Annotated in this window: 20 protein-coding genes; 12 read left to right on the forward strand and 8 right to left on the reverse strand. The window is 43.0% G+C overall.

Going from position 1 to position 23,949, the window contains the following annotated elements; all coding sequences use genetic code 11:
- Positions 1 to 129: 129 nt before the first annotated feature.
- The 6 genes from GVN20_RS12405 to GVN20_RS12430 all read left to right on the forward strand — a co-directional run bounded on the left by GVN20_RS12405 (position 130) and on the right by GVN20_RS12430 (position 4,950).
- Entirely contained in the window at positions 130 to 642 is a 513-nt protein-coding gene (locus GVN20_RS12405; protein ID WP_166558622.1) for a heme-binding domain-containing protein, read from the forward strand.
- A gap of 90 nt (positions 643 to 732) precedes the next feature.
- Positions 733 to 3,189 carry an outer membrane beta-barrel family protein gene (locus tag GVN20_RS12410; RefSeq protein WP_166558623.1) on the forward strand — a complete coding sequence of 819 codons (2,457 nt, stop codon included), beginning with the start codon at positions 733 to 735 and terminating at the stop codon, positions 3,187 to 3,189.
- A 36-nt stretch (positions 3,190 to 3,225) separates the two neighbouring features.
- Positions 3,226 to 3,663, forward strand: coding sequence for a DUF6934 family protein (locus GVN20_RS12415; protein ID WP_166558624.1), 438 nt, complete (start codon positions 3,226 to 3,228; stop codon positions 3,661 to 3,663).
- 12 nt (positions 3,664 to 3,675) lie between these two features.
- Positions 3,676 to 3,831, forward strand: coding sequence for a hypothetical protein (locus tag GVN20_RS12420; RefSeq protein WP_166558625.1), 156 nt, complete (start codon positions 3,676 to 3,678; stop codon positions 3,829 to 3,831).
- An 80-nt stretch (positions 3,832 to 3,911) separates the two neighbouring features.
- Positions 3,912 to 4,658: an SGNH/GDSL hydrolase family protein gene (locus tag GVN20_RS12425; RefSeq protein ID WP_166558626.1), complete on the forward strand. Its 747-nt coding sequence runs from the start codon at positions 3,912 to 3,914 to the stop codon at positions 4,656 to 4,658.
- Between the two features lie 76 nt (positions 4,659 to 4,734).
- On the forward strand, positions 4,735 to 4,950 hold the full coding sequence (locus GVN20_RS12430) for a hypothetical protein (RefSeq protein WP_166558627.1): 216 nt from the start codon (positions 4,735 to 4,737) through the stop codon (positions 4,948 to 4,950).
- Between the two features lie 47 nt (positions 4,951 to 4,997).
- Here GVN20_RS12430 and GVN20_RS12435 read toward each other — a convergent pair whose 3' ends face one another.
- Positions 4,998 to 7,343 (reverse strand): glycosyl hydrolase family 28 protein, encoded by a 2,346-nt coding sequence (locus GVN20_RS12435; RefSeq protein ID WP_166558628.1) that lies wholly within the window; start codon positions 7,341 to 7,343, stop codon positions 4,998 to 5,000.
- Between the two features lie 194 nt (positions 7,344 to 7,537).
- On the opposite strand from GVN20_RS12435, the gene GVN20_RS12440 reads away from it, so the two are divergent.
- Positions 7,538 to 8,092: a hypothetical protein gene (locus tag GVN20_RS12440; RefSeq protein WP_166558629.1), complete on the forward strand. Its 555-nt coding sequence runs from the start codon at positions 7,538 to 7,540 to the stop codon at positions 8,090 to 8,092.
- Between the two features lies 1 nt (position 8,093).
- Here the strand turns inward: GVN20_RS12440 and GVN20_RS12445 are convergent, their stop codons facing one another.
- The 3 genes from GVN20_RS12445 to GVN20_RS12455 all read right to left on the reverse strand — a co-directional run bounded on the left by GVN20_RS12445 (position 8,094) and on the right by GVN20_RS12455 (position 11,051).
- Positions 8,094 to 8,726 (reverse strand): carbohydrate-binding family 9-like protein, encoded by a 633-nt coding sequence (locus GVN20_RS12445; protein WP_229599046.1) that lies wholly within the window; start codon positions 8,724 to 8,726, stop codon positions 8,094 to 8,096.
- 78 nt (positions 8,727 to 8,804) lie between these two features.
- On the reverse strand, positions 8,805 to 10,004 hold the full coding sequence (locus GVN20_RS12450) for an N-acetylmuramoyl-L-alanine amidase (protein ID WP_166558631.1): 1,200 nt from the start codon (positions 10,002 to 10,004) through the stop codon (positions 8,805 to 8,807).
- Positions 10,005 to 10,019: 15 nt separating this feature from the next.
- The gene (locus GVN20_RS12455) at positions 10,020 to 11,051 is read right to left on the reverse strand and encodes a LacI family DNA-binding transcriptional regulator (RefSeq protein WP_166558632.1); all 1,032 of its coding nucleotides are present in this window, start codon (positions 11,049 to 11,051) and stop codon (positions 10,020 to 10,022) included.
- A 234-nt stretch (positions 11,052 to 11,285) separates the two neighbouring features.
- Here GVN20_RS12455 and GVN20_RS12460 point away from each other — a divergent pair, with 234 nt between their 5' ends.
- Positions 11,286 to 11,525: a transposase family protein gene (locus tag GVN20_RS12460; RefSeq protein WP_166558817.1), complete on the forward strand. Its 240-nt coding sequence runs from the start codon at positions 11,286 to 11,288 to the stop codon at positions 11,523 to 11,525.
- A gap of 550 nt (positions 11,526 to 12,075) precedes the next feature.
- On the opposite strand, the gene GVN20_RS12465 is transcribed toward GVN20_RS12460, so the two are convergent.
- Positions 12,076 to 12,873, reverse strand: a complete 798-nt coding sequence (locus tag GVN20_RS12465; protein WP_166558633.1) for a dolichyl-phosphate beta-glucosyltransferase — start codon at positions 12,871 to 12,873, stop codon at positions 12,076 to 12,078.
- Positions 12,874 to 13,124: 251 nt separating this feature from the next.
- On the opposite strand from GVN20_RS12465, the gene GVN20_RS12470 reads away from it, so the two are divergent.
- Genes GVN20_RS12470 through GVN20_RS12480 form a run of 3 tightly spaced genes read left to right on the forward strand, consistent with a single transcriptional unit; the run spans position 13,125 to position 18,693 of the window.
- Complete coding sequence (locus GVN20_RS12470) at positions 13,125 to 16,178, forward strand: hypothetical protein (RefSeq protein ID WP_166558634.1); 3,054 nt, start codon at positions 13,125 to 13,127, stop codon at positions 16,176 to 16,178.
- Complete coding sequence (locus tag GVN20_RS12475; protein WP_166558635.1) at positions 16,178 to 17,122, forward strand: hypothetical protein; 945 nt, start codon at positions 16,178 to 16,180, stop codon at positions 17,120 to 17,122. The genes GVN20_RS12470 and GVN20_RS12475 overlap by 1 nt, the downstream gene beginning before the upstream one ends.
- Positions 17,119 to 18,693: a cellulase family glycosylhydrolase gene (locus GVN20_RS12480; RefSeq protein WP_166558636.1), complete on the forward strand. Its 1,575-nt coding sequence runs from the start codon at positions 17,119 to 17,121 to the stop codon at positions 18,691 to 18,693. The genes GVN20_RS12475 and GVN20_RS12480 overlap by 4 nt, the downstream gene beginning before the upstream one ends.
- Positions 18,694 to 18,767: 74 nt before the next feature.
- Here GVN20_RS12480 and GVN20_RS12485 read toward each other — a convergent pair whose 3' ends face one another.
- The 3 genes from GVN20_RS12485 to GVN20_RS12495 are packed head-to-tail and all read right to left on the reverse strand — an operon-like array spanning position 18,768 to position 21,506.
- A complete protein-coding gene (locus GVN20_RS12485) occupies positions 18,768 to 19,958 on the reverse strand; it encodes a glycosyltransferase (protein WP_166558637.1) in 1,191 nt (396 codons plus the stop codon).
- Complete coding sequence (locus tag GVN20_RS12490) at positions 19,955 to 21,193, reverse strand: oligosaccharide flippase family protein (RefSeq protein ID WP_166558638.1); 1,239 nt, start codon at positions 21,191 to 21,193, stop codon at positions 19,955 to 19,957. The genes GVN20_RS12485 and GVN20_RS12490 overlap by 4 nt, the downstream gene beginning before the upstream one ends.
- Entirely contained in the window at positions 21,186 to 21,506 is a 321-nt protein-coding gene (locus tag GVN20_RS12495; RefSeq protein WP_166558639.1) for an STAS domain-containing protein, read from the reverse strand. Before GVN20_RS12495 ends, GVN20_RS12490 begins: the two co-directional genes overlap by 8 nt.
- 406 nt (positions 21,507 to 21,912) lie before the next feature.
- On the opposite strand from GVN20_RS12495, the gene GVN20_RS12500 reads away from it, so the two are divergent.
- Positions 21,913 to 23,949, forward strand: coding sequence for a tetratricopeptide repeat protein (locus GVN20_RS12500; protein WP_166558640.1), 2,037 nt, complete (start codon positions 21,913 to 21,915; stop codon positions 23,947 to 23,949).

Below are 23,949 nucleotides of genomic sequence, written 5' to 3' on the forward strand. Positions count from 1 at the left end.
TTTTCTGGTTATCTGTCGGTGAAAACGCGGTAAGTGCCGATTAGCAACGTAAGTCATTTTTCTGGAAGGACGGGAAGGGTATCTTTGTGATTTGCTGAATGTTATTTCATTTTTAACCTCTCTAAACTTATGATAAAGAAAATCTTGATTGGCTTGGGAGTGGTATTGGTGGTAATCCAATTTTTTCACCCCGAAAAAAACCTCTCTGATGACCGTACCTATGATGTTTCCACCAAATACGCGGTGCCCGAAGAAGTAAAAAGCACGTTGAAAGTAGCCTGCGACGATTGCCATAGTAATAAAACTGAATACCCGTGGTATTCTAACATTCAGCCGGTAGCGTGGTTTCTGGATCATCACGTTGTTGATGGAAAGCGGCATTTGAACTTTTCTAATTTTACCTCACGACCCATTGCCTATCAAAACCATAAGTTTGAAGAAACGATTGAGATGATTAAAGAAGGCGAAATGCCTTTGCCGTCGTATACTTATTTTGGCCTACACTCTGGTGCAAAGCTGACTGAAGCACAAAAACAGATACTTATCAGTTGGGCCGAAGCCAACATGGATTCGCTGAAGGCCAATTACCCCGCCGACAGCCTCGTAATGCGTCGCCCACAGGGACCTCCTCCCGCAAAATAAGAAGGGAAAAAAAATCAGGTGGATTTGGATAATTTAAAGAAAAACCGCCTGATTTGAGTACATCCCGCAACCCATTTTCTTTATAGAGTTATGAACACTACTACACCGCTCCATTCACTTTTTAAAGCTTTTGGAATTATAAGCTTTTTCATCTTTACGGCACTGTGCGTGCAAGCCCAAACTGCCAAGAAAGTAGCCGTTATTAAGGGTAAAATTATCGATATTCAAACCAACGCACCTTTGGCCTACGCCACGATTCGGGTACTGAAAAGCACCGATAGCACCTTGGCTGGTGGTGGGATTTCGGATGAAAAAGGACAATTTACGGTCGATGCAGCCTTTGGCGAATACTACGCTGTTGTTGAATTTATTGGTTATAAACCCTTAAAAACGGCGGTTTTTAGCCTTTCGAAAGAACAATCCTCGCAGGACTTAGGTGTTTTGAAAATCGCGGTAGCTTCCCAAACATTGGATGAAGTGGTGGTTCAGGCCGAGAAAAGCTCGATGGAATTGTCGTTGGATAAAAAGATATTTAACGTCGGAAAAGACCTTGCCAACGCGGGTGGAACGGCCATTGATATTTTGAGCAATGTGCCGTCGGTGTCGGTAGATACGGAAGGCAATGTTAAACTTCGCGGAAGCGATGGCGTACGCATTTTGATTGACGGAAAACCGTCTGGATTGGTGAGTTTTAAGGGTGGAGCAGGCTTACAACAATTGCAGGGAAACCAAATAGAACGCGTCGAAATCATTACCAACCCTTCGGCCCGCTACGAAGCCGAGGGAATGTCGGGGATTATTAATATTGTATTGAAAAAAGAACGCAAACAGGGCTTCAACGGCTCGTTTGAGGTCGTAACGGGCTTTCGGCCCAACTACGGCATTGCGGCCAATATCAATTACCGCAAAAACAAACTGAATTTTTTCCTCAACTACGGCATTGCGTACCGCGTGCCCATCGGTGCAGGCAGATTGTACCAAGAAGTTCGGGGAAAAGATACCACAACGCTGTTGCAGCAAACCACTAACAGTCAGGTCAAAACCGTAGCCAATACCATTCGTGGAGGCTTAGATTACTTCTTTGATGAGAAAAACATTCTAACGGCTTCGTATCAGTTTCGGCGGACAGATGTGCTGCGGATTACGGATAACCAGTACAAAGATTACATTAATACCCTCAATAATCTAAGTGCCATTACCGACCGCCAGCAGCGGGAAACGGAAGCGGAGCCTTATTCGGAATATGCGCTTACATACAAGAAAACGTACAATAAAAAAGGACAAGAACTGACGGCCGACGTGCGCTATCTGACCTACTGGGAGCGCTCCGACCAGACCTTCACGCAAAGTAGCGTGTTTGCCAATGGCTCACCCAATAAGGCAGGAAATCTGCTTCAAAAATCGCTAAACGACGAGTATGAAAACCAGTTTTTGGTGCAGTTGGATTATATTCACCCCGTTGGAAAAGAAGGAAAATTTGAGACAGGCGTTCGTACCAGTTTTAGGGATATGGTTAATGATTATATCGTGACCCAACGCAATGACCAAGGCGTGTTTGAGACACTTCCAGGGTTAGACAACTATTTTATCTACAAAGAAAACATCTACGGAGGGTACGGAATCATTGGTAATAAAACGGGGAAAATAAGCTACCAAGCGGGCTTGCGCGCCGAAATAACGGACATTACGACCATTCTGCGCGAGACCAACGAGACCAATCCGCGCAATTATGCCAATTTGTTTCCCAGCGCCCACGCTACGTATAGCCTCAACAAAGACAATGCCTTACAGGTAAGTTATAGCCGTCGGGTGCGTCGCCCCACCTACAATGATTTGAGTCCGTACGTTACTTTCTCCGACCAGCGTAACTTTTTCTCCGGAAACCCTGATTTGAACCCTGAGTTTACCAATTCGTATGATTTTGGACACATCAATTATTTCGAAAAAGGCTCGTTTACCTCATCTATCTATTATCGTCATACTACGGGCAAGGTGTTACGTATCCGTCGCGTCGATGCGCAAGGATTTTCGAATACGCGTCCCGAAAACCTCGCGACCGAAGATGCCTTTGGGGCCGAATTTACCAGTACTTATACGCCCGTAAAATGGTGGAAACTGGATTTTAACTTCAACTTCTTCCGCGCCATTACCGACGGACAAAACCTGGATGCCACCTTCAAAGCCGATACGTACAGTTGGTTTGCACGTCAAACTTCCCGTTTTACTTTAGCTCCTAAAACCGACTTGCAACTCCGCGCCAACTACGAAGCACCGCAGCAACTCCCGCAAGGAAGCCGCAAAGCGCGCGCGTTTGTGGATTTGGCTTTCAGCAAAGAAATCCTAAAAGGCAAAGGTACGCTCACTTTCAACGTCATCGACGTGTTCAACTCCCGCTACATGCGTTCTACGTTTGAAGGGGCCAATTTCTACACCTATGGAACGGCGGGAATGCGTGCCCGTCAGATTAACCTCACGGTGATGTACCGCCTCAACCAAGCCGCCGGTGGCAAGAAGCAAAAGAGTTTGATTAGCGGGGATGAAGGGTAATATCCCCAATTTTGGCAGCTAAAAACCAAGTAATCAATGGATAAACCTTTTTACGATTTTATAATTTTAGAAAACGCTTATAGGTATGAATTTACAAGTAGTGGAGAAAAAGAGATTCTTAAAGTTATCGTATATCAGCAAACTGACTTGCCTGATTTTTTCAGTTTAACTTTAGCAGATGTTTTACCTGATGGTTCGCTGGATGTATTTGTGGAAAGTAAAAATGGTGACATGGAAAAGATTTTAGCGACGGTTATACAAACAATACTGGCGTTTTTGTCTCATAATCCTGAGGCAAAGATTGCTTTTTCAGGAAGTACAGCCCATAGAACACGATTGTACAGTATCATTTTAACTAAAGAGATAGAAAAAGTGGCTCATACTTTGACTGTTTTAGGGCTATCAGATAAAGGGTTGGTACCTTTTGAAAGGAATGAAAAATATGATGGATTTGTTATTCTCAAAAAGAAATAATACTATTGAAATATGGAGACAAATTTGATGACCTCGAAACGCAACTCTCCCAAAAAGAAAATGGGAAAATTCAATACGCTTAAGGAAGCCGTAGCCCATAAGACTGGCTTGGTCAATCAATTGCTTGCAAAAATTGATAAACAGCAATTAGATGCCCTAGCAAAATAGTTTCTATTTTGTTAATCTCCTACGGCGAGTTTAAGGATTGGCAGCTTAAGTAAGAACTACTATAATTGCATCAAATAGCAATGCAAAGACGAAAATTTCTAAAATCAGCCGCCTTAACAGGACTGGCAACAGAGCTTACTCTTTCCCCAAAAACTTCCTCGCCTAAACCCCAAAAAGCCCTCACGTTTTTATTCCAGGGTGATTCCATCACCGACGGCAACCGTGGTCGCAATCTCGACCCCAACCACATCATGGGGCATGGCTACGCGTATTCGGTGGCGAGTCGTATCGGGGCGGATTTTCCCGAAGCAGGTTTTACTTTTTATAACCGAGGCATCAGCGCCAATAAAATCACGGATTTGCAGAAACGTTGGGAAACCGACACGCTCAACCTCAAGCCCGATGTACTGAGTATTTTGGTTGGTATCAATGACACAGGCGCTACGATCAACAAACCTGCCGAAGCCACCACTGCCGAAGAGTTTGAAAATATCTACCGCATTCTTCTAAACGACTGCCGACGCGCCAATCCTGAGATTTTGTTTGTGTTAGGAATTCCTTTCGTCTATCCCGTAGGCAAACGCATCGAACATTGGGAACAATGGCGGGACGATACCAGCAAGCGCCAAGCCGTAGTACGAAAATTGGCCCGCGAATTTGATGCCGTTTTGATAGATTATCCCGCCGTTTTTGACAAAGCCATCCAAAAAGCCCCCATTGAATACTGGATTTGGGATGGCGTTCACCCCACCGTTTTTGCCCACGAACTCATGGCACGGGAATGGATGAAGCAGGTCGGAAAGCGGTTGCGGTTTTTGAGATACTAAAAGCCTTATTTTTTCACTGGCATACTTCTTTAGGCTTCCAAAGGGAGCAATAAACTACTTTAAACTTCTACGTGATATGAAAAAAATAATGGGAATCGTTCTTATCGTCCTTGCTATTGTATTGGGATACAATGGTGTTCAGAAATTTCAGAAAAGCTCGGCATCGGTGAAAGTACTGGGCTTAAAAATTGACGCCGACAATGAAAGCGGGCAAGCCTCTGCCTACATTCAATTGGGTTTGGCAGTGTTGGCGTTGGGGGCAGGAGTGTTTTTATTAAAATCTGAACGGTAATCCTCATCAGAAGACGTTGGTGTTTTTTCACCAACGTCAATACTTTTTTACTTCTTACTCACTACCTTTCCTTTCACCCCAACGCCCAATTCAACGTCTTTTTTCGCCTTTGTTGCGTCGGTATTTAGCAAACGAACGCCTTCTGAGCGAATGCCCATAACCTTCAATAATACGTCTTTATCGGAGCCATACTTGATGCCGTCGAGCACTACGTTTTTGCTGTTTTGCACCTGCATCACGGTTTTGTCTTTGGTCAAAAGACTGACGTTTTTGAGGTTAATATTTTCCCCTTCCACACAGACCAAACCTTTGTTGGCTTCGATGACGGCGTTTTCGATGTTGATATTTTTGATGCTCATTTCGGGCAAGCCACGCACCAAAATGGCAGTTTCGGCTCCTTGGCAGATGATATTTTTGATATAGAAGTTTCTGAACTGCGGCGTGCCTTCGTTCAACGGCTCGGCTTTGATGGTCGGCAATTCGGTGGACTCGCCTTCCTGCGGTACGGGGTCCTTGGCGGCGTAATACATGTCAAAAAGAATGGCTTCGCCCGGGATTTCGGTCATGTTGATGTCGGTCACGTAAATGTCTTCCACCACGCCACCTCGGCCACGGGCCGTTTTGAAACGAAGGCCCACGTCTGAACCCATAAAAGTACAGTTAGAAACAAATAGATTTCTGACCCCGCCGGACATTTCGGAGCCAATCACAAAGCCACCGTGGGCGTGGTAAACTTTGCAGTCTTTGATGATAAAATTCTCGGTGGGTACGCCGCGCTTGCGCCCCTGCTCGTCGCGGCCCGATTTGATGGTAATTCCGTCGTCGCCCGTATCGAAGGTGCAGCCTTCAACGATGCCGTTGCGACAGGATTCGAGGTCGAGCGCGTCACTGTTTTGGGCATACCAGTGGTTTTTGACGGTCACGTTGCGGATGCTGACGTGGTCGCAGAGCAGCGGGTGCATGGTCCAAGCAGGGGAATTTTGAAACGTGACACCTTCCAGCAACACATTTTTGCAACGCGTCAGACTGATCATATTGGGGCGTAAAAAATCTTTGTAAGACTCCAATTCGGCCTGCGTTGGGTGAATGCCGTTCAGAATTCGCCCTGCATTGGGCAAATTATTCCCTTTTTTGGATTTTTCTGACGGGTACCATAAGTCGTTTTTGTCGCTTACTACGCCACCTGATTTTACCAGCGCTGCCCATTGCGAATTGGTTTGTTTGTCGCGTTTGATAGCGCGCCATACCTCCCCGCCACCGTCGAGCACACCTTCTCCTGTGATGCCGATATTGGTCAAATCTACACCCCAAATGGGGGCTTGGCAGCGGTATGATTCCTGGCCTTCCCAAGTGGTGACCACGATTGGATAATCATCGTGGTTGCGGCTGAATTGCAATAAAGCGTTTTTAGCAATGTGCAGATTGACGTTGTTTTTCAGCACAATCGGGCCCGTAAGCCACAGACCTGCTGGCACCAATACCGTGCCGCCGCCCGCCGCATGACATACATCAATGGCTTGGTTAATGGCTTTTGTATTTACCGTTAAGCCGTCGGCCTTAGCGCCGTAGCGGGCAATATTGAAGGTGTCTTTGCGAAAAACGGGCGTATAATAATTGGGAAGTTCGTAGGTGTATTTGTTCGTAAATTCTGATTTTTTGACGAAGCTTTTCAAGTCAACCGGCAACTCCATAATGCCTTCCACGACCAAGCTCGCCATGACCGACGCACCGTAACGGGAAAAATGGGTATTGTCTTCGATGCCTTTGGGAAATTTGGGATAAATACCACCGCCGTAATGCATAAACAGCGCTTTTGAACCTTCCACGCCGTGTTTTTCAATCACTGCTTGACTTTTGGCGTGCAGGTCGATCATCGGCACTTTTAGTTCTTTGGCTACATCTTTTACCACTTGTGGGTATTCGCCGTGCTGATCCACAAATGCCCCTTTTTCGTCAAACTTGCGCCGCATAACGGGCGTAATCAGTAGCGGATTGCCGCCTTTGGCGCGGGTTTCGTTTACAAACCGAATCAGGTTTTGGCGGTATAGCGTTTGCGCAGGAGCCGAACGCGTGCTGTCGACTATTTTTTGGTCATTGTGGCCAAATTGAATAAAAACCCAATCTCCTTTTTTGACCTGAGCAACCACTTTTTGCCAGCGCCCTTCGGTGATAAAACTCTTGGTGCTGCGACCATTGACGGCGTGGTTTTGAATCTGTACGGCGTCGGTATTGAAGTATTCAGGCAGCACCATACCCCAGCCCGTTTCGGGCGCATCGGCGGGTAGTTTGGGGGCTAGGGTAGAATCGCCGCAGAGAAAAATGGTGAGTTTTTCATCCATTGGACGAAAGGCAGTCAAGGCCACCAAAAAGAAAATCCGAAGAAATGATTTCATGAAGTTGGTTTGATAAAACGAGGAATCCTGTACGAGATTACTGGTTAAATTATAACAAAACAACTCATTTATTGCATTTTTTTATGCAATCGTTGTCGGCAACGTTGCCGGAAGAAGCTCCGAATAGGATTGAAACAAACTAGGAGAATGTAGCGACAAATTTTTAAATTCACCCTCCCAACTTTTCTGGTCTTATGAATACAATTCCAAAAACTGAATTTTATGCCGACCGCGCCGTTGACCAAATTGGTAACGTCATTAAAATCATTTATAAAATTATCTGGTGGATTTGGCCGACAGTCTTTTGGATTTGTTTTTTTAGTTTGTGGTTTGTGCCCAAAGATATGATGAAGGTTTTACAAGATATGGGGAGTCGCTTATTGGCCATACTTCCCGTTCCTGACACGGTACTTTATACATTTGCATTATTGCCTTTTTGGTTATGGCTTGTGGGGGAGTTGCTGTCTAGTGTGGTCAAAATCGTCCGGAAATATATGTTATATCCTAAGTCTGATTTTACCGAAACGGCTATGGTCACAGTTGAAAAAAAAGAGCTTATCGTGCATCACTCAAGCAAAAGTGGGACCTCGCGTTCTTATTTAATATGGATAAAACGCCCTGTTTCTCAAAGCCTTATGAAAGTTAATGTAGAGCAAGCAGGGACATTTGAGAAAATAAAAGAGGGAAATCCAGTAGCAGTAAAGCACCTGCTCACACCTACAAATATTGTTTATCTGACGGTGGAATAGGCTATTTTAAATGCAAAATTCCAAACGCATCGGGGCGGTGAAAACGCGGCGTAGCGCCGCTCATTGAGGGGCTCCAACATGTAAAATCACAGTCGGCAGGAGTGCATTTCCAATCGGTATTTGGGTGGGATTGGAGAGACACAATCCGGTAAAAATTCAGGCGATAGGTATCTTTTTTGCCTCCCAATAAAGCCCACGGAATCTGCATTTTGCCCGACCAAGTATCGCCATTAGCTTTCACTTCGTGTTTGATACCTGCTTTTTCGTAAGGCACAAACGTCAATTTTTGGGGTGTTTCTTTCGTCGGATTCTCAATCCAACCCACAAACAGCGCGTTGTTAGGATTGATTTCCAATTCTAAATACTGCGTGGGGGTGGCGCTGCCTTCGGCAATAAACAGCTCAAAAACCTCCTGATTCCACATTTCAGTATTGTGCTTTGTGTAGGTGTTTTGGCTCCAAAACGGATTTTGCAAGCACTGAAAATCAACGGATAGGTATTCGTCGTCAAAACTCAGATTTACCAATGTAGACTGAGACGCTTCTTTTCCGTCGGTGGCGTGTCGAAAATGATTTTGTGACAGTGTGGTTGATTGGCCTTTCGCCAAGTGGATTTCTGGAACAGCAGAATGCATAAACAGGAGTATAAAATAAATAAAAGGCATAGGGTCGAAACGTTTACCGAAGCGCCCCTAAAATTACGTAATCTATTTTTACGAACGTTGCTTTCTGACTTGTTTTAGCCAATCTGCTACGCCCTTTCGAATCTGCTTCGCCATTTTTTTGCGGTAAGCATCTTCCAAAATAAGCGCCTCGTCGTCGGGGTGGCTTAAAAATAATCCTTCCACCAGCACATTGGGGTATTCGGTAGGGCTGTTGAGCGCAAAATTAAAACGGCCGACATTGCCGTATTCGGTCAATCCCGTCTCCAACAATCGCTCCAAAATGGCTTGACTCAACGGCCTGTATCCAAGGTGTTTATAATACGTACTTGTCCCTTTGGTTTTGGTGGTATCGCCCGCTGCGTTGTTGTGAATACTGATGAGCAAGTCGGGTTTGAGTTTACGAAGGCTCAGTACGCGGTCGGTGTTATTGATCAGTGAATCATTGCTGCGGGTCATCAGCACCGTTGCGCCCTTGCGTTCAAGTTCTTTCTGTAAATGTCGGGCAATGCTGAGATTAAAGTCTTTTTCGTATTGTTTTGATCGTAGCCCACGAGCGCCTAAATTGCTACCGCCGTGGCCAGCGTCAATGGCGATGGTTAGGTCACGAAGGCGTAATTTTTCGGGTTGATGCATGACGCGTATCACCAGCCGACGACCTTCGTAGCCGATGGCGTAACCCCAATGTTGCGCATGGCGCAGGGAAATGATAACCCTGAATTGCTCATCGGCAACCTGTTCATAATCAATGTTTTTAATCTCTCTTGCCGTGCGAAGTTGCGTAATCCAGTTAGTGTTGGCCGTGACCCCGAAAATGTCCACCACAATCCGAGCTGGATTTATCTCCTGACGGCTGCGGTAGGGCAGTCGCTCGGGTAATGGGATGGACACATAATCTTGGCGATTATCGCCAGATACGCGCCAAGAAGCCGTTAAATATTGTACCGAGGGGAGCCGTACGTTGGTATCACGTTTGGTGAGGGTTTGCGGAATCCACGCCGACAGTTGGCCGGTCAAACGTACCCGATAAAGGTCTTTATATTTAGCGGTGACTTTGAGCAATACCAGCGAATCGACATACCCCATTTTTGCGCCTCCGAGGCGATCTTCACCCACCCCATAATTGAGGTAAGCCAGGGCCCCTTTGGTGCGTACAAAGAAGGTAGAATCGGGTCGGAAGGCTGCGAGGGTATCGCGGGTTTGGGCCTGTAAAAAAAAAGGAAAACAGGCAATGCACAAAAAACGAAGCATTGGTCTAGTTTAGGATTACGGAGTGGCTTTGAGTGAAGAATCACGAATGACCAAATGCGTGTCCAATTTTTTCGTTTCAAACCGAATCGTCGCTTTCGGGTGCTCAATCAGGTCGATTAAAAATTCGGTGGCCAATTGCCCCATCTCATACGCTGGCTGACGAACGGCACTCAAGGCGGGATTGAGCAAATCAGCCGTCATCAAATTGGTAAATCCAACGATAGCGATGTCTTCGGGAATACGCAGCCCTTCGCGCCGAATCAGCGACATGCACGTGGTGGTAAGGCGGTCGCCAGCCGTAAAAACGGCATCGGGTCGGTTGGGATGGTTAATCAACTCCATGACAGCCTGCTCAACTTCTTCGAAAATCATCCCCCCGTGACTGCAATACTTGATGTAAGAGTCTTCAATGGGGATGTCGTGATTTTGGAGGGCTTTTTTGTAGCCTTCCAACCGTTCATACGTAATGGAAAGCCACGAAGGGCTGGTCAAGTGGGCGATGCGGCGAAAACCTTGTTTAATCAGGTGCTCAGTGGCTTCGTACGTTCCCGCAAAGTTATCGGCGATTACTTTGTGCGTAATGTAATCCTGTGGTACGCGGTCAAAAAACACAATTGGTAAGCCTTTGGTTTGCAGCTCTTTAAAGTGCTCTAGGTCGTTGCTTTCTCCCGAAAGAGAGACCAAAAGCCCGTCTACCCGGCGTTGGGCTAGGTATTGTGTACTGACCAGTTCACGCTCGTAGGATTCGTGGTTTTGCGAAATCACGACATGGTACCCGCGATTGTAGGCGATGGATTCCATGCCGTTAATGGCTTGCGAGAAGAAGTTGTTGGCAATCTCAGGAATAATTACGCCAATCGAACGACTACGGTTTTCTTTCAAACTCAGGGCAATGGGATTGGGGCGGTAGTTCATTCGCTCGGCATATTCCATAACCAGTCGCTTGGTTTCAGGGTTAATTTCATAACTGCCCCTTAAAGCCCTCGAAACGGTCGAAGTAGAGAGGTTAAGGGCCTTGGCTATATCTTTAATAGTGATAATTTCCACTCTTGTATTGTTGGGTTAGCTTACTTTCATATGTTAAAGTTTGAAGAGGTGAAGATACATTTTTTACTGGTTAAATCAACTTCATTAAACCCAGGGCAATCGCATTAAAATAGTTAGTAATGGTTGATTATGTAGCGTTGTGCTATAAATTTCATAACAATGCGCCTCATAAAGATATTCAGTAAAGTGCCCGATTTTCGTCTTAACTGAAAGAAGTTACTCAGTTTAAATGAGATTATCTTCATCAATATTTGTGCCGTTAGGGGTGGCTGTGAAGATTATATGGGAATACACTTATGGGCAAAAGACAATTTAGCATGGCTTCGGCAGTACCTAAAATTAGACAAGGATGTGCCTTCTGATGATACATTAGGACGTGTGTTTCGTTTTTTAGACTATGAATCCTCTGGCCGAATTGGGTATATCACATGGGGGCATGGGCTAGTGGGTATCAACTTCTGTTGGATCAGTTGAAGTTAGATCACAAAAGCAATGAGATATTTGCTATGCCCAAATTATTGGAGATTTCATGCCTTAAAGGCTGTAGACGGCAGATGCTTTGAAATGCCAAAAGGAAATTGCAGCTAATATTGTTCAAAAGGAAGCTGATTATTTATTGACTCCCAAGGGTAATCAAGGTCAACTTGATGCCCAAGTAGAAGAATCATTTGCCTTGCAAAACCTGTTTCTACGGCTGAAACACTTGAAAAAATCACGATAGGATAGAAAAGTGAACTTGGCAAGTCATCACTGATTTGCGATGGATTGAAGCCAAAGATGAGTGGAAAAACTTGACTGCTATTGTCAAAGTCAGTAGTGAACGTTGCATTTTATCTGAAAATAAAAAACAGTCACGATGTGAGGTATTTCATTGGTAGTCAAGCATTCTTGGGTGAGAATATCTTAGGGTCTGTCAAAATCTTTTCTTTAAAAAAATGGTCCTCACAAAATGTAAATTTTGATGCGGTTGCCATGTCATTAGACTTTTATTACTTGATTTAGAGAAGACTTTTGATAATGATTATTAAAACTCTTGTTCTAATGTGAGCACTTTATTGAAAGAAGGTAAAGTTAGTGTAAGCACGGGCTTAATTTGATAATGATATTGAATCTTAATGAGTTGTAAGGGAATCTTGAATAAATCAGATGCACCGATTTTTGAGTCTTCTACATGTACCCAACGACGTAATGGATATTCAAGAATTAGGTTCATTATAGCCTGAATACCGTAGTATTTTTTCATGCGCATGAACAACTCAACATCAAATAACCACGCACTCTGAAAAGGTGTAAAGAAACCTACGGGAACCAATTCTTTACGGAATACTTTGGCTCCACATTGGGTGTCATAAAATGGTAATCCTAATAAGATACTGATGAGTGTGGCGATGGTTCGGCCTATGAGATGGCGTTTGAGGTTACGATTGATGACAGCACCCATGCGTTTTACTCTTGATCCGCTTACAATTTTGAGGTTTGAGTCAGTGTGGATGGTTTGAACCAAGTCGGTGAATTCTTCTAAACTTACCGACAAATCGGCATCAAGAAAACCAATATAATCTATATTTTGAACTTGGTACATGTTTAATACCCCTTGGCGTACTGCTTCGGCTTTTCCGCCATTTGTTTTGCAATCAACAATAGTGATTTGGGTTTCAAAACCTTTACGCATGCTTTTCAAGAAGGTTAGTGTATCGTCTTTACTTCCATCATTAACAAAGCACAAATGGTAGTCTGGATGAAAAGTTAAAAAAGATCGAAATGCGCTGTAGTCTAGGCGATTAGCTTCATTATAGCAAGGGATAACAATTCCTGTTTTCATTTTTTTTTGTTTTTCTCGTGTTTGATGATACAAAAGTGCTATGTACGAGTGTCTTAAAGTGAAGTCTTCGATAAACTGCAGTTTAATGCAGTTTTTTGGAGGTATTTGCCCGATATTTAGCAGGAAGAAATAGCTAGGTTTTAGAAGAAAAAGCATTACTATGATGAAATACAGGTGGAAATTTTTTTATTGAGAAAATCCACTCTTATTTCGCAATCTCCTCATTAGTATAAAAGAGTTAGAGGTATACTATGTCACCCAAAGCAGATAGATTATTGTTTGTAGCATTGATTGTAGCTGTGTTGTTTCATGGCTCGGCTCTGATATATAATATTGACAAGACATACGATGCCTTTGTGCACATTTTTTTTGCCGATCACTACGCCCGTTCGTGGTTTGAGCCTTGGGAGTATCGTTGGTACACAGGTTTTCCTGTTACAAGTTATCCTCCATTAAGTCATCAATTGATTGCGCTATTGTCAAAAATCGGCGGATTAAGGTTTGGCTTTATGGTGGTTATCTTGTTGGCTTTGTGTTTTTTTATCATTGGAATTTATCGTTTTTCTCAATTGTGGGTATCAAAGCGTTCGGCAGGGTATGCGGCTTTGTTTGCCTTAGTAGCTTCTTCAATTGTTCAGACTATCCATATTTATGGGCAATTGCCCACTATGATGGGAATAGCTTGTTTAACCAATGCTTTACCCGAGGTGTATGGTTATTTCCGAAATACTCAAAGGCGATATTTATTCTTAGGGTTGGCTATCTTGGGCGTAACGGTTGCCTCGCACCATGTTACAACTATCTTTGGTATGGTATTTTTTATTGCTCCAATTATCGCTACGGCATTGCTGGATGAAGTGGGTGTGGAAGGGAGTTTTTTTAATGTTGCCAAAGATGCTATTGTGCTGGCCTTTAAGAAGTGGAAATTGTTTTTAACGTTTTTTGTAATTGCGGGGGCAGAAATAGTGCTTATTATATTTCCTTATTGGTTTTGGTCCAAAACCGACCCCATTACCCAAGTTTCTATCCCACACGGCTCACGAGATTCATTTATTGAAATTACATCGTCGGGCTTGATGTTTTTTATTATCCCATTGGGGTTTACACTACTAATGCTACCTTATATTTTTCGGAGTCTTTATACTCGTCGGAATATCTTTTTAGCCTTATCGTTTTCGCTGCTTTTATTATTAGGCACAGGAGGAACAACCCCTCTCCCCAAACTACTCTTGGGAAAAAATGCTTTTGAGATTTTAACGCTCGACCGTTTCACATTTTGGGCATCTGTGATTGCGATTCCCTTTGTGGGCGATTTTTTTAGGCGTCTTGTAGAAGGAGATATTCGAGAACGTATTATCAGTCGGTTTGGAAAAAAGATGTACCGTTTTACTTCTATCCTGATGATAAGTTTGGTGGGTTTACAGGCACTTTTTATTGCCGATTTTCATAAGTTTCGTGCCTTGCAACCCCAAAGTGTGGATATACAGCCTATCCTTAGTTTTTTAGAGCGCGACCAACACGACCGTTGGCGCTTTATGACCCTTGGGTTTGGTGATCAGATGGCGTGGCTTTCGGCCAATACAACGGCACTTTCTATTGATGGCAATTATCATTCTGCCCGAAGAGTGCCCGAGATGACCACTCAACCACTTGAACGGCTCGAAAATTCAAAATTCAAAGGCATTCAGGGGATTGGTTCTTTACAGCAATTTCTAACTATCCCAGAGAAATATCACCTAAAATTCATTTTCTCCAACGATAAGTTCTACGACCCTATTTTGTATTTTGCTGGTTGGGAGCGGGTTCAGCGCCTGGAAAATGGCATTATGGTATGGCAAAAACACGATGTGCCACCTTTACCTACGGTATTGCCTCTAAAAGAGATGCCCGTGGTGCAGAAACGGATGTGGGGAATTTTGCCATTATTTGCATTCGTTGTCATGATTGCAGTGCTATTTTACCATCGTCGTGTATTTCTAATTAGTGCATTTGCTGAGATTGAAAACTCAGGATATAATACTCGAAAAGGTAATCTTTGGTTGTTTGGTTGGATGGCAATAGTACTAACCATAGCAGGTGGTTTTTGGCTGAAAACCCTTCTTACTTCATATCAGAAAGACCCCATTGTTTTACTCAAAGCTTACTATAACGCCTTAGATTTTAAGTATTTCAAAGAAGCACATGAGTACTTCCCTCCTCATAGCATCAGCTTTGATGATTATGTTTTGCAACTTTCGGTACGGGATGGACTGCTGGCCTCTTATGGTAAGTTAGATTCATTTTCGGTAAAAATCTTGGAAAAACAACCTGATCGAATGAAGGTGTTGGCCATTACGGATTGGGTAACACCCCTTGAACGATTTCACCAAGAGGTAGAACATACGCTGATGAGGGTAGGTGAAAATTGGTTCGTTGAGCCCCCTGTTTTTGATCAAAAAACACCTCCCGACGAGCACATCGAAAAGGGAGTATTAGGCTTGCATAGTCAAGGAAAACGTAAAATTACGACGGCTACAACCGAGCACGATGATATATTGGACCGTCCCGAATTGTATGTTTTGTCTGCCAAATTGATGAAAATTGATAGCCAGTATGTAGTGGTAGGAGAAATTCAGAACATTGACCATCTGCCTGCTCATCTAACCATTGAGGCGCAATTGTTTGATAATCAGAGTCGAAAGCTGGTTTCTTACAATGCTAAATATACCACTATGCACAACGTACTTCCCAAAGAGATTGTGCCATTTAGAATTGAATTTGAAGAAACAGCTTGGGTGAAAGAAGAAGATAAAAACCCACTTAAATTTAATCCTACTGAATTTACAGCTCACAATTTTACGCATCAACCGACTCATTTTCGCTTATTTGCTCGTGCAGTAGTAGCCGATAGAGATATGTATCGGGATGTAGGAGTTCAACAAATCCAAGTGGTGGGTACTCAAAAATTCAAAGGAGAAGTTTATAATCATGGCATAGATGAAATGAGCGTTCCGCAAATACTTTTTACTTATTATGACCAAGACCAAACGGTAAGATGGGTAGATCATTTGTTTTTGAAAGATGGTGTTAGGCAGCAAGCAAAGCAGGCTTTTGAGCAGCAATTGCCTAATTTTGAGCGAATAAAGCTGGTGAAGAAAGGCACTATCAATGATTTTTTTGTGAATGGATTGCCTCAGAGTAGTTTTCTGAATCACGTAAATTTGGCAAATAGGCCACCCAAAGGCGGCTTGCTCCCTTTGCCAGCCCAACAAGGCTATGTGCGTTTTTTAGTGAATGCTTATATCGGAAACCCTACCCTCTATTGATGCGAAATTGGTTTGTACATATTGCCATTATTTTTCCTTTGTGTTGTCAATGCACCACAAGACAAACCCATGAAGGGGCACTTGCTGATTTTAAACTGCTCGGGCCAGACTCGGTAACAGTAGGGCAAAAATTTACGATTCGGCTCATGGGCAAAGAAAAACTTTCTAATTCACCTATTTACCTAATGCGCCACGCTACTTGGGGAACCACGATTGATACCTTTGACCCAGGTCAAACCATCACGATGGTTGATACCCTGACGGGCTGGGTTTCGGCAGAAGTACTTTATGAAGGCATAAAAATTAGTCAAAAGGCATATCATGTGTTGCCAATGGGTGCTACCATGCCGCTTGACACCTATTTAGGCTCGAAATCTGTCATTGCAAATGGGCAAGATTGGGCTATGCTCACGGCGATTCCAACTGATACTTTCGGGAATTTGGTTCAAGCACAGACCCCCGTGCGGTTTGAGCTGGTTAGGCCAAGCGATTTTGTAGAAAATAAGCAAGCATTCACAAAACACGGGGTAGCCTACCAAATCATTACTGCCCAAACGAAAGCGGGTAAAACATTGGGGTATGTATCCGTTGATCGGGTTAAAAGCAAAGAGAAAGAGCTGTTAGAGGTGGCCGATTACCCCATTGATTTTCGGATTTGGGCAGAAGATACAACGCCATTTGCTGATGGCCGACAGACGTTTAAAATAAAAACAGATGTTCTCAAAGACCGTTTCGGAAATACCGTTCCTGATGGTACGCTGGTTTTGTTTGAATGCCAAGATGCCAACAATACCTTACGCCACCTCAACGGTTATACACTCGAAGGAATTGCAACAATTTTTGTGCAAAACCCCATATCAGCTGGGAGCCTCCGCATACGTGCATCGGTAAATGGTGGTGGTAAAAGCAATTTATTCACAGTAACTTTTATAACGAAGAAATGACGGCTCAACCTTCCATTAAATATTACAGAATTTATTTCGGTATCGTTTCGGTGGTAGGTCTGTCTTTATTGATTGGTGTAACGGCCAAATTATGGACTTATTTTAACACGGGTGCCGACCGTGCTACGGCACTCAATCTTCCACCTAATCTCCCCGAATCGCATGTTCCGTATATTCAATGGCTGCCTGACGACCCACAAACGGGGCGCAAAATGGAGGATTTTACTCGACAAGAGATCATCAAAGACTATATCCGTGGGTGGTACCAGCAGCATTTGAGCTACATGACGGGTGAGACCAAAGGCTTAAAGGAGTATTTTACCCCATCTGCTTTACCCAAAATACAAGAGGCTGTCAAGCAGTTGGATAATAAAGGGTTTGAGTTACACCAAACTGATTTAGAGCATCACATCCAATTGCATTTTTATTCAGCCGACGGGCAAATTGTGTCGTTTACGGATAGACAAGTACGACTAAAAAAACACCTTTATCACAAAGACACACAAGAGAAGGTTTATTCCTCTGAAGTGGTGGCTGACTACGAAGTAGTGATGTTGCTCGATGATGGGTATTGGCGGGTCAAAAATGTAGTGCGTAAGCAACCTGTTCCCTTTTGGCAAGATACCTTGAAGGTTGATAAGTCGAAAATGGTACAGATTAAGGGTCAACAGTTTTATTTGGCGAATCAGCCCTTTTTTTCAAAAGGCATCAATTACTACCCTCAAAAGACCCCTTGGACTTTTTTTTGGTCGAAATTTGATGCTAACATTATTTCGAAAGACTTCGCATTGGTACAATCCTTAGGCTTTAATACGCTACGAATTTTTGTGAATTTTCATGATTTTAATAAAGGAAATGTGCCAGCCGAACAAACGGAGAAATTGCGGCAACTATTGAATACGGCTCAAAAGTATGATCTTAAAGTCATTGTCACGCTGTTCGATTTTTTGGGTGATTATCGATTACTAAACTTTCCTGCGACCGACCGACAACTCGAAACATTGTTGACAGCATTTAGAGAGCATCCAGCGATTTTGGCTTGGGATTTAAAAAACGAACCTGATTTGGATTATAAATACCACGATACAGCCGAAGTACAAGAATGGTTGCAGTGGATATTGAAACGAGCCAAAATCTACGACTCCAATCACTTGCTTACCATTGGTTGGGCTTATCCCGAAAATGCCGAATTGTTGAGTAAAGAGCTTGATTTTGTGTCGTTTCACTCCTATAAATCACCCGAAGAATTGGCGTATGGTATTGATGAATTGCGAAAAAAGATAAGAACAAAACCACTTGTCTTAGAAGAGTTTGGGCTTTCTACCTACCGTGGCATTTGGGCGCCTTTTGGTAAAAATGAAGAAGATCAAGCCGTTTATTTTGCCCAAATAAGAGAAGTGCTTCGTCAAAAAGGTAATATACCTTACATTGCATGGACCCTGTATGATTTTACTGATGTACCTGCCGAAGTAGTTGGTAAAATGCCATGGAATCGCTACCCACAGAAGAATTTTGGCGTTTTGAATGCAGCAGGAAAACCCAAAAAGGGTTTGGGGGTATTGATAAAATAAAAAAAGCCTGCGCACGTGCGACAGGCTTAGGAGGAACATAGGGTAAAGTAAGATCTTAAAAAAAAGCGTATTATTTATGCCGCTTGCATCAACCTTCCAAAGTGAAGATGATACCAATCTACGATATCGGCCATTGGTAATGAAACCGCTGCAAAGTAGTTTTGAACACTCAATTCACGGCGATATTCGTCGTTTTCTACTACTTTCTGGATTGCTTCGGCCAGGCTTTCGGCATTGTTGGGTTCAAAAAGTTCACCTGCATAGCCTTCTTCTTTAATCAGTTGACCTAAGTCACCAATGTTAGGCAATATCACCGCTTTGCCGTAGCTACCTGCTTGGTGCAAAACCCCCGAGCTACCCGTAGTGCTAGTGTATGGAAACACCACTACTGCGCTTTCGTTGAATACCGTAGGTACGTATTCTTCGGGTACATAACCTGTGAAAGTCAAACCAGGTACGTTGGCATATTGTTGTTGTACTGCTGCTAGGTAGCCTTTCTTGTTGGGGCTGTCGGTGCCTGCAATCACGATTTCGAGCGGTACTCTGCTACGCTGACGAACCAGCTCTACGGCTTCAATCATTACTTCTACTTTTTTGTAGGTACCAAATTTGCCAAAAGTCATCACTCGCTTGGGGCCTTCGGTTAAGTCAAAGGTAGGCATGGGAGGTAATTCAAAACTACCATGAGGAACCAATGCTACATTGTTGACTTTGTATTTTTTTTCTAACACTTCTACGTACTTGGCAATGGTAACTGCTACCAAATCAGCTTGCAATACCAAACGAGTGAGCATAGTGCCGATGAAGCGAAAAATGGCAGCTAAAACTGGATTTTGGGTGATTCCTGCCGTTTTTAGATCTACTTCCTCCATAATATTGTGTAATAAAACTATCGAAGGGAAACCTAAGAGTTTTACCAACCAGGGAGTGAGTAGCCCCAGCGCAGCGGGTATTTTTTTGTCACCAAACGACAGGAATTGAATATTGAAAAGTACTACGTCGGGCTTAGTCTGACGGATGGTTTTAAGGATAAACCAGAAATTGAACCAATTATTGAATTGCCATACTGGACGAACATCTATTGCACATCCTTCAGTATCAAATTCATAAACTTGGCCTTCGGGCAATTGGTCAGCAATCAAGACTACTTCTTTGGTGTCGTTATTTTGACGGAAATGGTTTACCAGATGGTATCCGTACTCATTGAGCGTACATTTGCTCGGAGGAAAAGGAGAAACAATGGCAACTTTAAGGTTTGATTTCATGACAATTGAATGTTTTTTGGGTTAAAAGAGAAGTATCTTGTTGTAACTACAAAATGATAAACCAACAGTGAAAAGAATAAAAAGAGCATGGAAATACACTGTCCTTGAATCACGTCTCCAAAATTGCCATGCTTAACATAAAGTAGGAAAAACTGTAAAATGCCTGCCAAGAGTGAAAGGAGTATGGGGGTTTTGCGGTCGAGCGATAAGTGGTAATATACCCAAACATTGGCACAGGCAAACAAAGCGGTTACGGAGGCATATTGCCATAGATAAGTGCTGATACTGAGGTAGTTTTTGCCAAACAACGTCCCGACTATCCATTCAGAAAATGCCAAACACCCGGCTACTATTATAGCGGCAATGAGTGCCACAATCGCAAAGCTTTTGACCAATAACTGGTGAGTAGGTAAGCCTTTCTTTTTTTGCTCAATTACTTTTGGGAATAGTACCATCACTACCGACCAAGTTCCAAAATACACCACTCGGCCAATCAATGCTAAAGCAGCATACAGGCCCGCCTCTTGCGTTGTGAAGTAATGTTTTACAATCAGCACATCGCTGTTGTTGATAACAATTTGACTAAGCTCATAAAGCAAAGTAGCTCCAAAAAATGTACTAAATCCTTCAAAAGACTTGATATGTATTGCTGCTGTTTTTGACGTTTTTTGTGCTAAGTTCGTATAGATGAAACCACTTCCGATTGAAACTAACAAGCCTATTACCACACCCCATGCCGAGCGGAATAAAGCCACCATGCCAATGCCTACGATTAGCCTGGCCCACATTTCTACTTGATACGTAATAGCAAACCTCCCAAAATGTAAATCTCCTTGTAACTTGCCTCGTCCTACACTCATCACAAAATAGAACGGAACTGCCATCGCAAGTAAACTAAGTGAAGTTTCGGAGGTCAGCTGAAAGGCATCGGCTATGTTATTTGAAAAAACAAGTACACCTGCGCATATCATGAAACCCAAGATCCAAGCTAAATCAGACAGTTGATTCTGTGGGTCAGAGAATTTAGCTGCCGTTAATTGGAAAGCCGTAGCAACAAAAGAAACAGCCAACAAACAAGTTACTAAGAAATTTGCTTCTCCAAAAGCCTCTGGACTGAGTATGCGTCCTGTTAACAGATTGAATGCATAATTGCCAATGTTAACTACCAATGTGCTAACCATTAGCATAAATCCTGTGCTCAAAAAGGCTTCATTATTTGTTTTGAGCTTACTCATAGTCGTAGAGGTAATCAGGAATAGAAGTGATAATATTGAAAATAAGGTCAAACTTAGTGATATGAAAAATATGCCGACCTTGGGCTAATTTAGGCATAACTACTTTGAGGTTTTTATTTTTGTGCGCCATTGCCAAAGCATTTACTGCAATCAAATCAACTTTGGTAACTTCGCTAAGGTCAATGAACAACTGCTCGGCGGTTTCGGCCAACAACTCATTTTTGAGAGCAATGGCATCGGTAGCGCCAAGCTCACCCCTATAACGATAGATACGAAGACGTTCAGCAAATTGTTGGTAATTGGGTGCGTACATTGGTTTTTGCGTTTTTGTTGGGACAAAGTTGCAGCAAACGTCTACCCTGAGTCGGGGCAATTCGATGAATGACAAAAAATGAAGGTTTTTTGGAAGATTTTGCCTCTTTTTTTAGTGGTAAGTTTATCCATTTGAACGAATCCAGCAGCGATAAGTATTTTGCCTAACATCAATTTTTATAGCAGAGGAGTTCAGCGATTTGTTGGTAGTTATTCTATCTGATTTACAATTATTTACAACCAACATTGTGTCGGTCAAACAACAACTGTCAATCTATATATAAGAATAGGCCAACTTTAAACAGTGTTTTTCTTCCAAAAACACCTCAAAAACTGCACTTCATCGAAAGTTGAAGTATTACCGTTGCATTAGATGATAGTTTTGCTTCATCAAATCAACAATAGTAATGAAAAAGATACTCGTAGTTATTCTGGTTATGTTTTCTGGGGCAGTACAAGCACAAGATGCTTTACAGGCAGGTTTTAAAATGTTGGAAAACGGACAGTTTGCCGAGGGCGCTGCTTTTTTTAGAAACTACCTTACTACCCACGATGCTACGCACAAAACCGCATTGCTTTGCTACGGACGGGGCATCGGGTTGTCAGGAAATGTAACTGAGGCCAAAGAAGTATTTGCAAAACTACTCGAACGCTTTCCTGGTGATTTTGAGATTTCGCTCAATGCCGCTGAGGCACTTATGTGGGGAAAAGAATACCCTGCCGCCAAGAGCTATTACGAAAAACTGTTGGCCGAAAATCCAAATGATTTTGCTGCCAATTTAGGATACGCCAATGCACTGGCTTCGTTGTTTGAATACGAAAAAGCACTGTCATTTACCAATAAAGCGCTTGAAATACAGCCATCCAACGACAATGCCAAAGTGAGCCGTAAGTATGCTCGCTTGGGATTGGCGGATTATTTTGCAAAGAATCAAGACTATAACCGAGCCGCTCCGTTGCTGGAAGCTATCTTGTCGGAAAATGCTACTGACAAAGAAGCTCTTTTTGCCAAAGCACAGCTTTACATCCAACTTGAACGCTACGACGAATCCGAGAAAATTTATCAACAGTTACTTCAACTCACCAATGGTCAAACTGAAGTGTTTTTGAATCTTTCGTATTTATCATTTTTGCAGGCAAACAAATCTTTGGCTTTTGATTATGCCAACAAAGCAGTTGAAAGTACCGCCACTCAGCCTCAAAAGTACCTTGTGGCTCGGTTGGGGCGCATTACAGCCCTGGGTTGGAACGAAAAATTTAAGCAAGCTTTTGCTGAATTAGACTCACTGGACACCCTCTTTCCTAACAACAACGACATATTGATCAAACGAGCGGGGCTTTCGGTTTGGAACAAAGAATTTGCTCGCTCAGTATCGTTATTCAAAAAATCACTGCGTAATGTACCCTCTTCTTTTGATGGCAACTTGGGCGTGGCGGATGCCCTTTTTGCCCAAGAATTGGATGATGAATCAAAAAAGTATGTATTGAAAACCTTGGATTATTACCCAAATCAAAAAGATGCCAAAGACTTTCTCATAAAATTAAAACTTCGTCATGCACCTGCTCTTACTACCCATACTTTTATAAGTAGCGACAAAGGGGGGAACGCCTCGAAAAACTATCAAGTAAATGCGGCATTTGATGTAGCAACAGCATTACGTCTCAATGTGGGCTACCGCCAACGTGAAGTGACTAATTCGCTCGAAAATAATGCGGCCAATGTGCAGACATTTACCGCAGGTTTGCGGTGGAGAGCCAAACCTTTTTGGTTGGTTACTGGCGCTATTAATTTGACCAAATTAGAGAAAGATGGTACCGCAACTCCTTTCAAAACGCTTGATATTGCCAGTGAATTTAAAGTAGACAAGTTTCAGACAATCGAACTTCGTTACAATGCTGATGTTCAGAGTTTTACGGCAGGATTGGTAGGCAATCAGCTTTCATTTAAAAACTATATTGCTACCTATAACCTCAACACACCGTTCAAATTGGGCGTTTATTCTCAGTACTATTATACAAAAAATTCTGACGGAAACACCCGCAATTTGCTGTTTGCTTCACTGTATTATGATTTGATGGCTACACCTGTTGTAAAGTTTGGTGTAAACTACCAGCGCATGACTTTTGAAAAACGTATGTCTAAGGTTTATTTTAGTCCATTTTTATTCCGTTCCTACGAAGCGTTTGGTGTGATCGAAAACCTCAATGTACCAAAGCAAAAGTTCATTTATCAGATTTCCGTAGCAGGTGGTATGCAGCGCATTGAGGATGAGGAATTTCAGGCCACTTACCGTGCATCGCTCACCCTTGGTTACAGGCCTAACGCAAACATTGAGATAACAGCATATAGCTTGTATAGCAACAGCGCCACGTCGTCGGTGGTGGGGTATAGCTATTCAGAAACGGGCATTAAAGCAAAATGGATTCTGTTGAAAAAACGATAA

The sequence above is a fragment of the Runella sp. CRIBMP genome (assembly GCF_009905605.1).
GTDB lineage: Bacteria > Bacteroidota > Bacteroidia > Cytophagales > Spirosomataceae > Runella.

Bases quoted from the DNA above. Each gene is read 5' to 3' on its own strand.
- GVN20_RS12435 (WP_166558628.1), bottom strand. From the start codon at position 7,343: ATGAAATCATTTCTTCGGATTTTCTTTTTGGTGGCCTTGACTGCCTTT.
- GVN20_RS12420 (WP_166558625.1), top strand. From the start codon at position 3,676: ATGGAGACAAATTTGATGACCTCGAAACGCAACTCTCCCAAAAAGAAA.
- GVN20_RS12425 (WP_166558626.1), top strand. From the start codon at position 3,912: ATGCAAAGACGAAAATTTCTAAAATCAGCCGCCTTAACAGGACTGGCA.
- GVN20_RS12415 (WP_166558624.1), top strand. From the start codon at position 3,226: ATGGATAAACCTTTTTACGATTTTATAATTTTAGAAAACGCTTATAGG.
- GVN20_RS12480 (WP_166558636.1), top strand. From the start codon at position 17,119: ATGACGGCTCAACCTTCCATTAAATATTACAGAATTTATTTCGGTATC.
- GVN20_RS12430 (WP_166558627.1), top strand. From the start codon at position 4,735: ATGAAAAAAATAATGGGAATCGTTCTTATCGTCCTTGCTATTGTATTG.
- GVN20_RS12450 (WP_166558631.1), bottom strand. From the start codon at position 10,004: ATGCTTCGTTTTTTGTGCATTGCCTGTTTTCCTTTTTTTTTACAGGCC.
- GVN20_RS12470 (WP_166558634.1), top strand. From the start codon at position 13,125: ATGTCACCCAAAGCAGATAGATTATTGTTTGTAGCATTGATTGTAGCT.
- GVN20_RS12445 (WP_229599046.1), bottom strand. From the start codon at position 8,726: ATGCATTCTGCTGTTCCAGAAATCCACTTGGCGAAAGGCCAATCAACC.
- GVN20_RS12410 (WP_166558623.1), top strand. From the start codon at position 733: ATGAACACTACTACACCGCTCCATTCACTTTTTAAAGCTTTTGGAATT.
- GVN20_RS12475 (WP_166558635.1), top strand. From the start codon at position 16,178: ATGCGAAATTGGTTTGTACATATTGCCATTATTTTTCCTTTGTGTTGT.
- GVN20_RS12485 (WP_166558637.1), bottom strand. From the start codon at position 19,958: ATGAAATCAAACCTTAAAGTTGCCATTGTTTCTCCTTTTCCTCCGAGC.
- GVN20_RS12465 (WP_166558633.1), bottom strand. From the start codon at position 12,873: ATGAAAACAGGAATTGTTATCCCTTGCTATAATGAAGCTAATCGCCTA.
- GVN20_RS12490 (WP_166558638.1), bottom strand. From the start codon at position 21,193: ATGAGTAAGCTCAAAACAAATAATGAAGCCTTTTTGAGCACAGGATTT.
- GVN20_RS12500 (WP_166558640.1), top strand. From the start codon at position 21,913: ATGAAAAAGATACTCGTAGTTATTCTGGTTATGTTTTCTGGGGCAGTA.
- GVN20_RS12405 (WP_166558622.1), top strand. From the start codon at position 130: ATGATAAAGAAAATCTTGATTGGCTTGGGAGTGGTATTGGTGGTAATC.
- GVN20_RS12440 (WP_166558629.1), top strand. From the start codon at position 7,538: ATGAATACAATTCCAAAAACTGAATTTTATGCCGACCGCGCCGTTGAC.
- GVN20_RS12495 (WP_166558639.1), bottom strand. From the start codon at position 21,506: ATGTACGCACCCAATTACCAACAATTTGCTGAACGTCTTCGTATCTAT.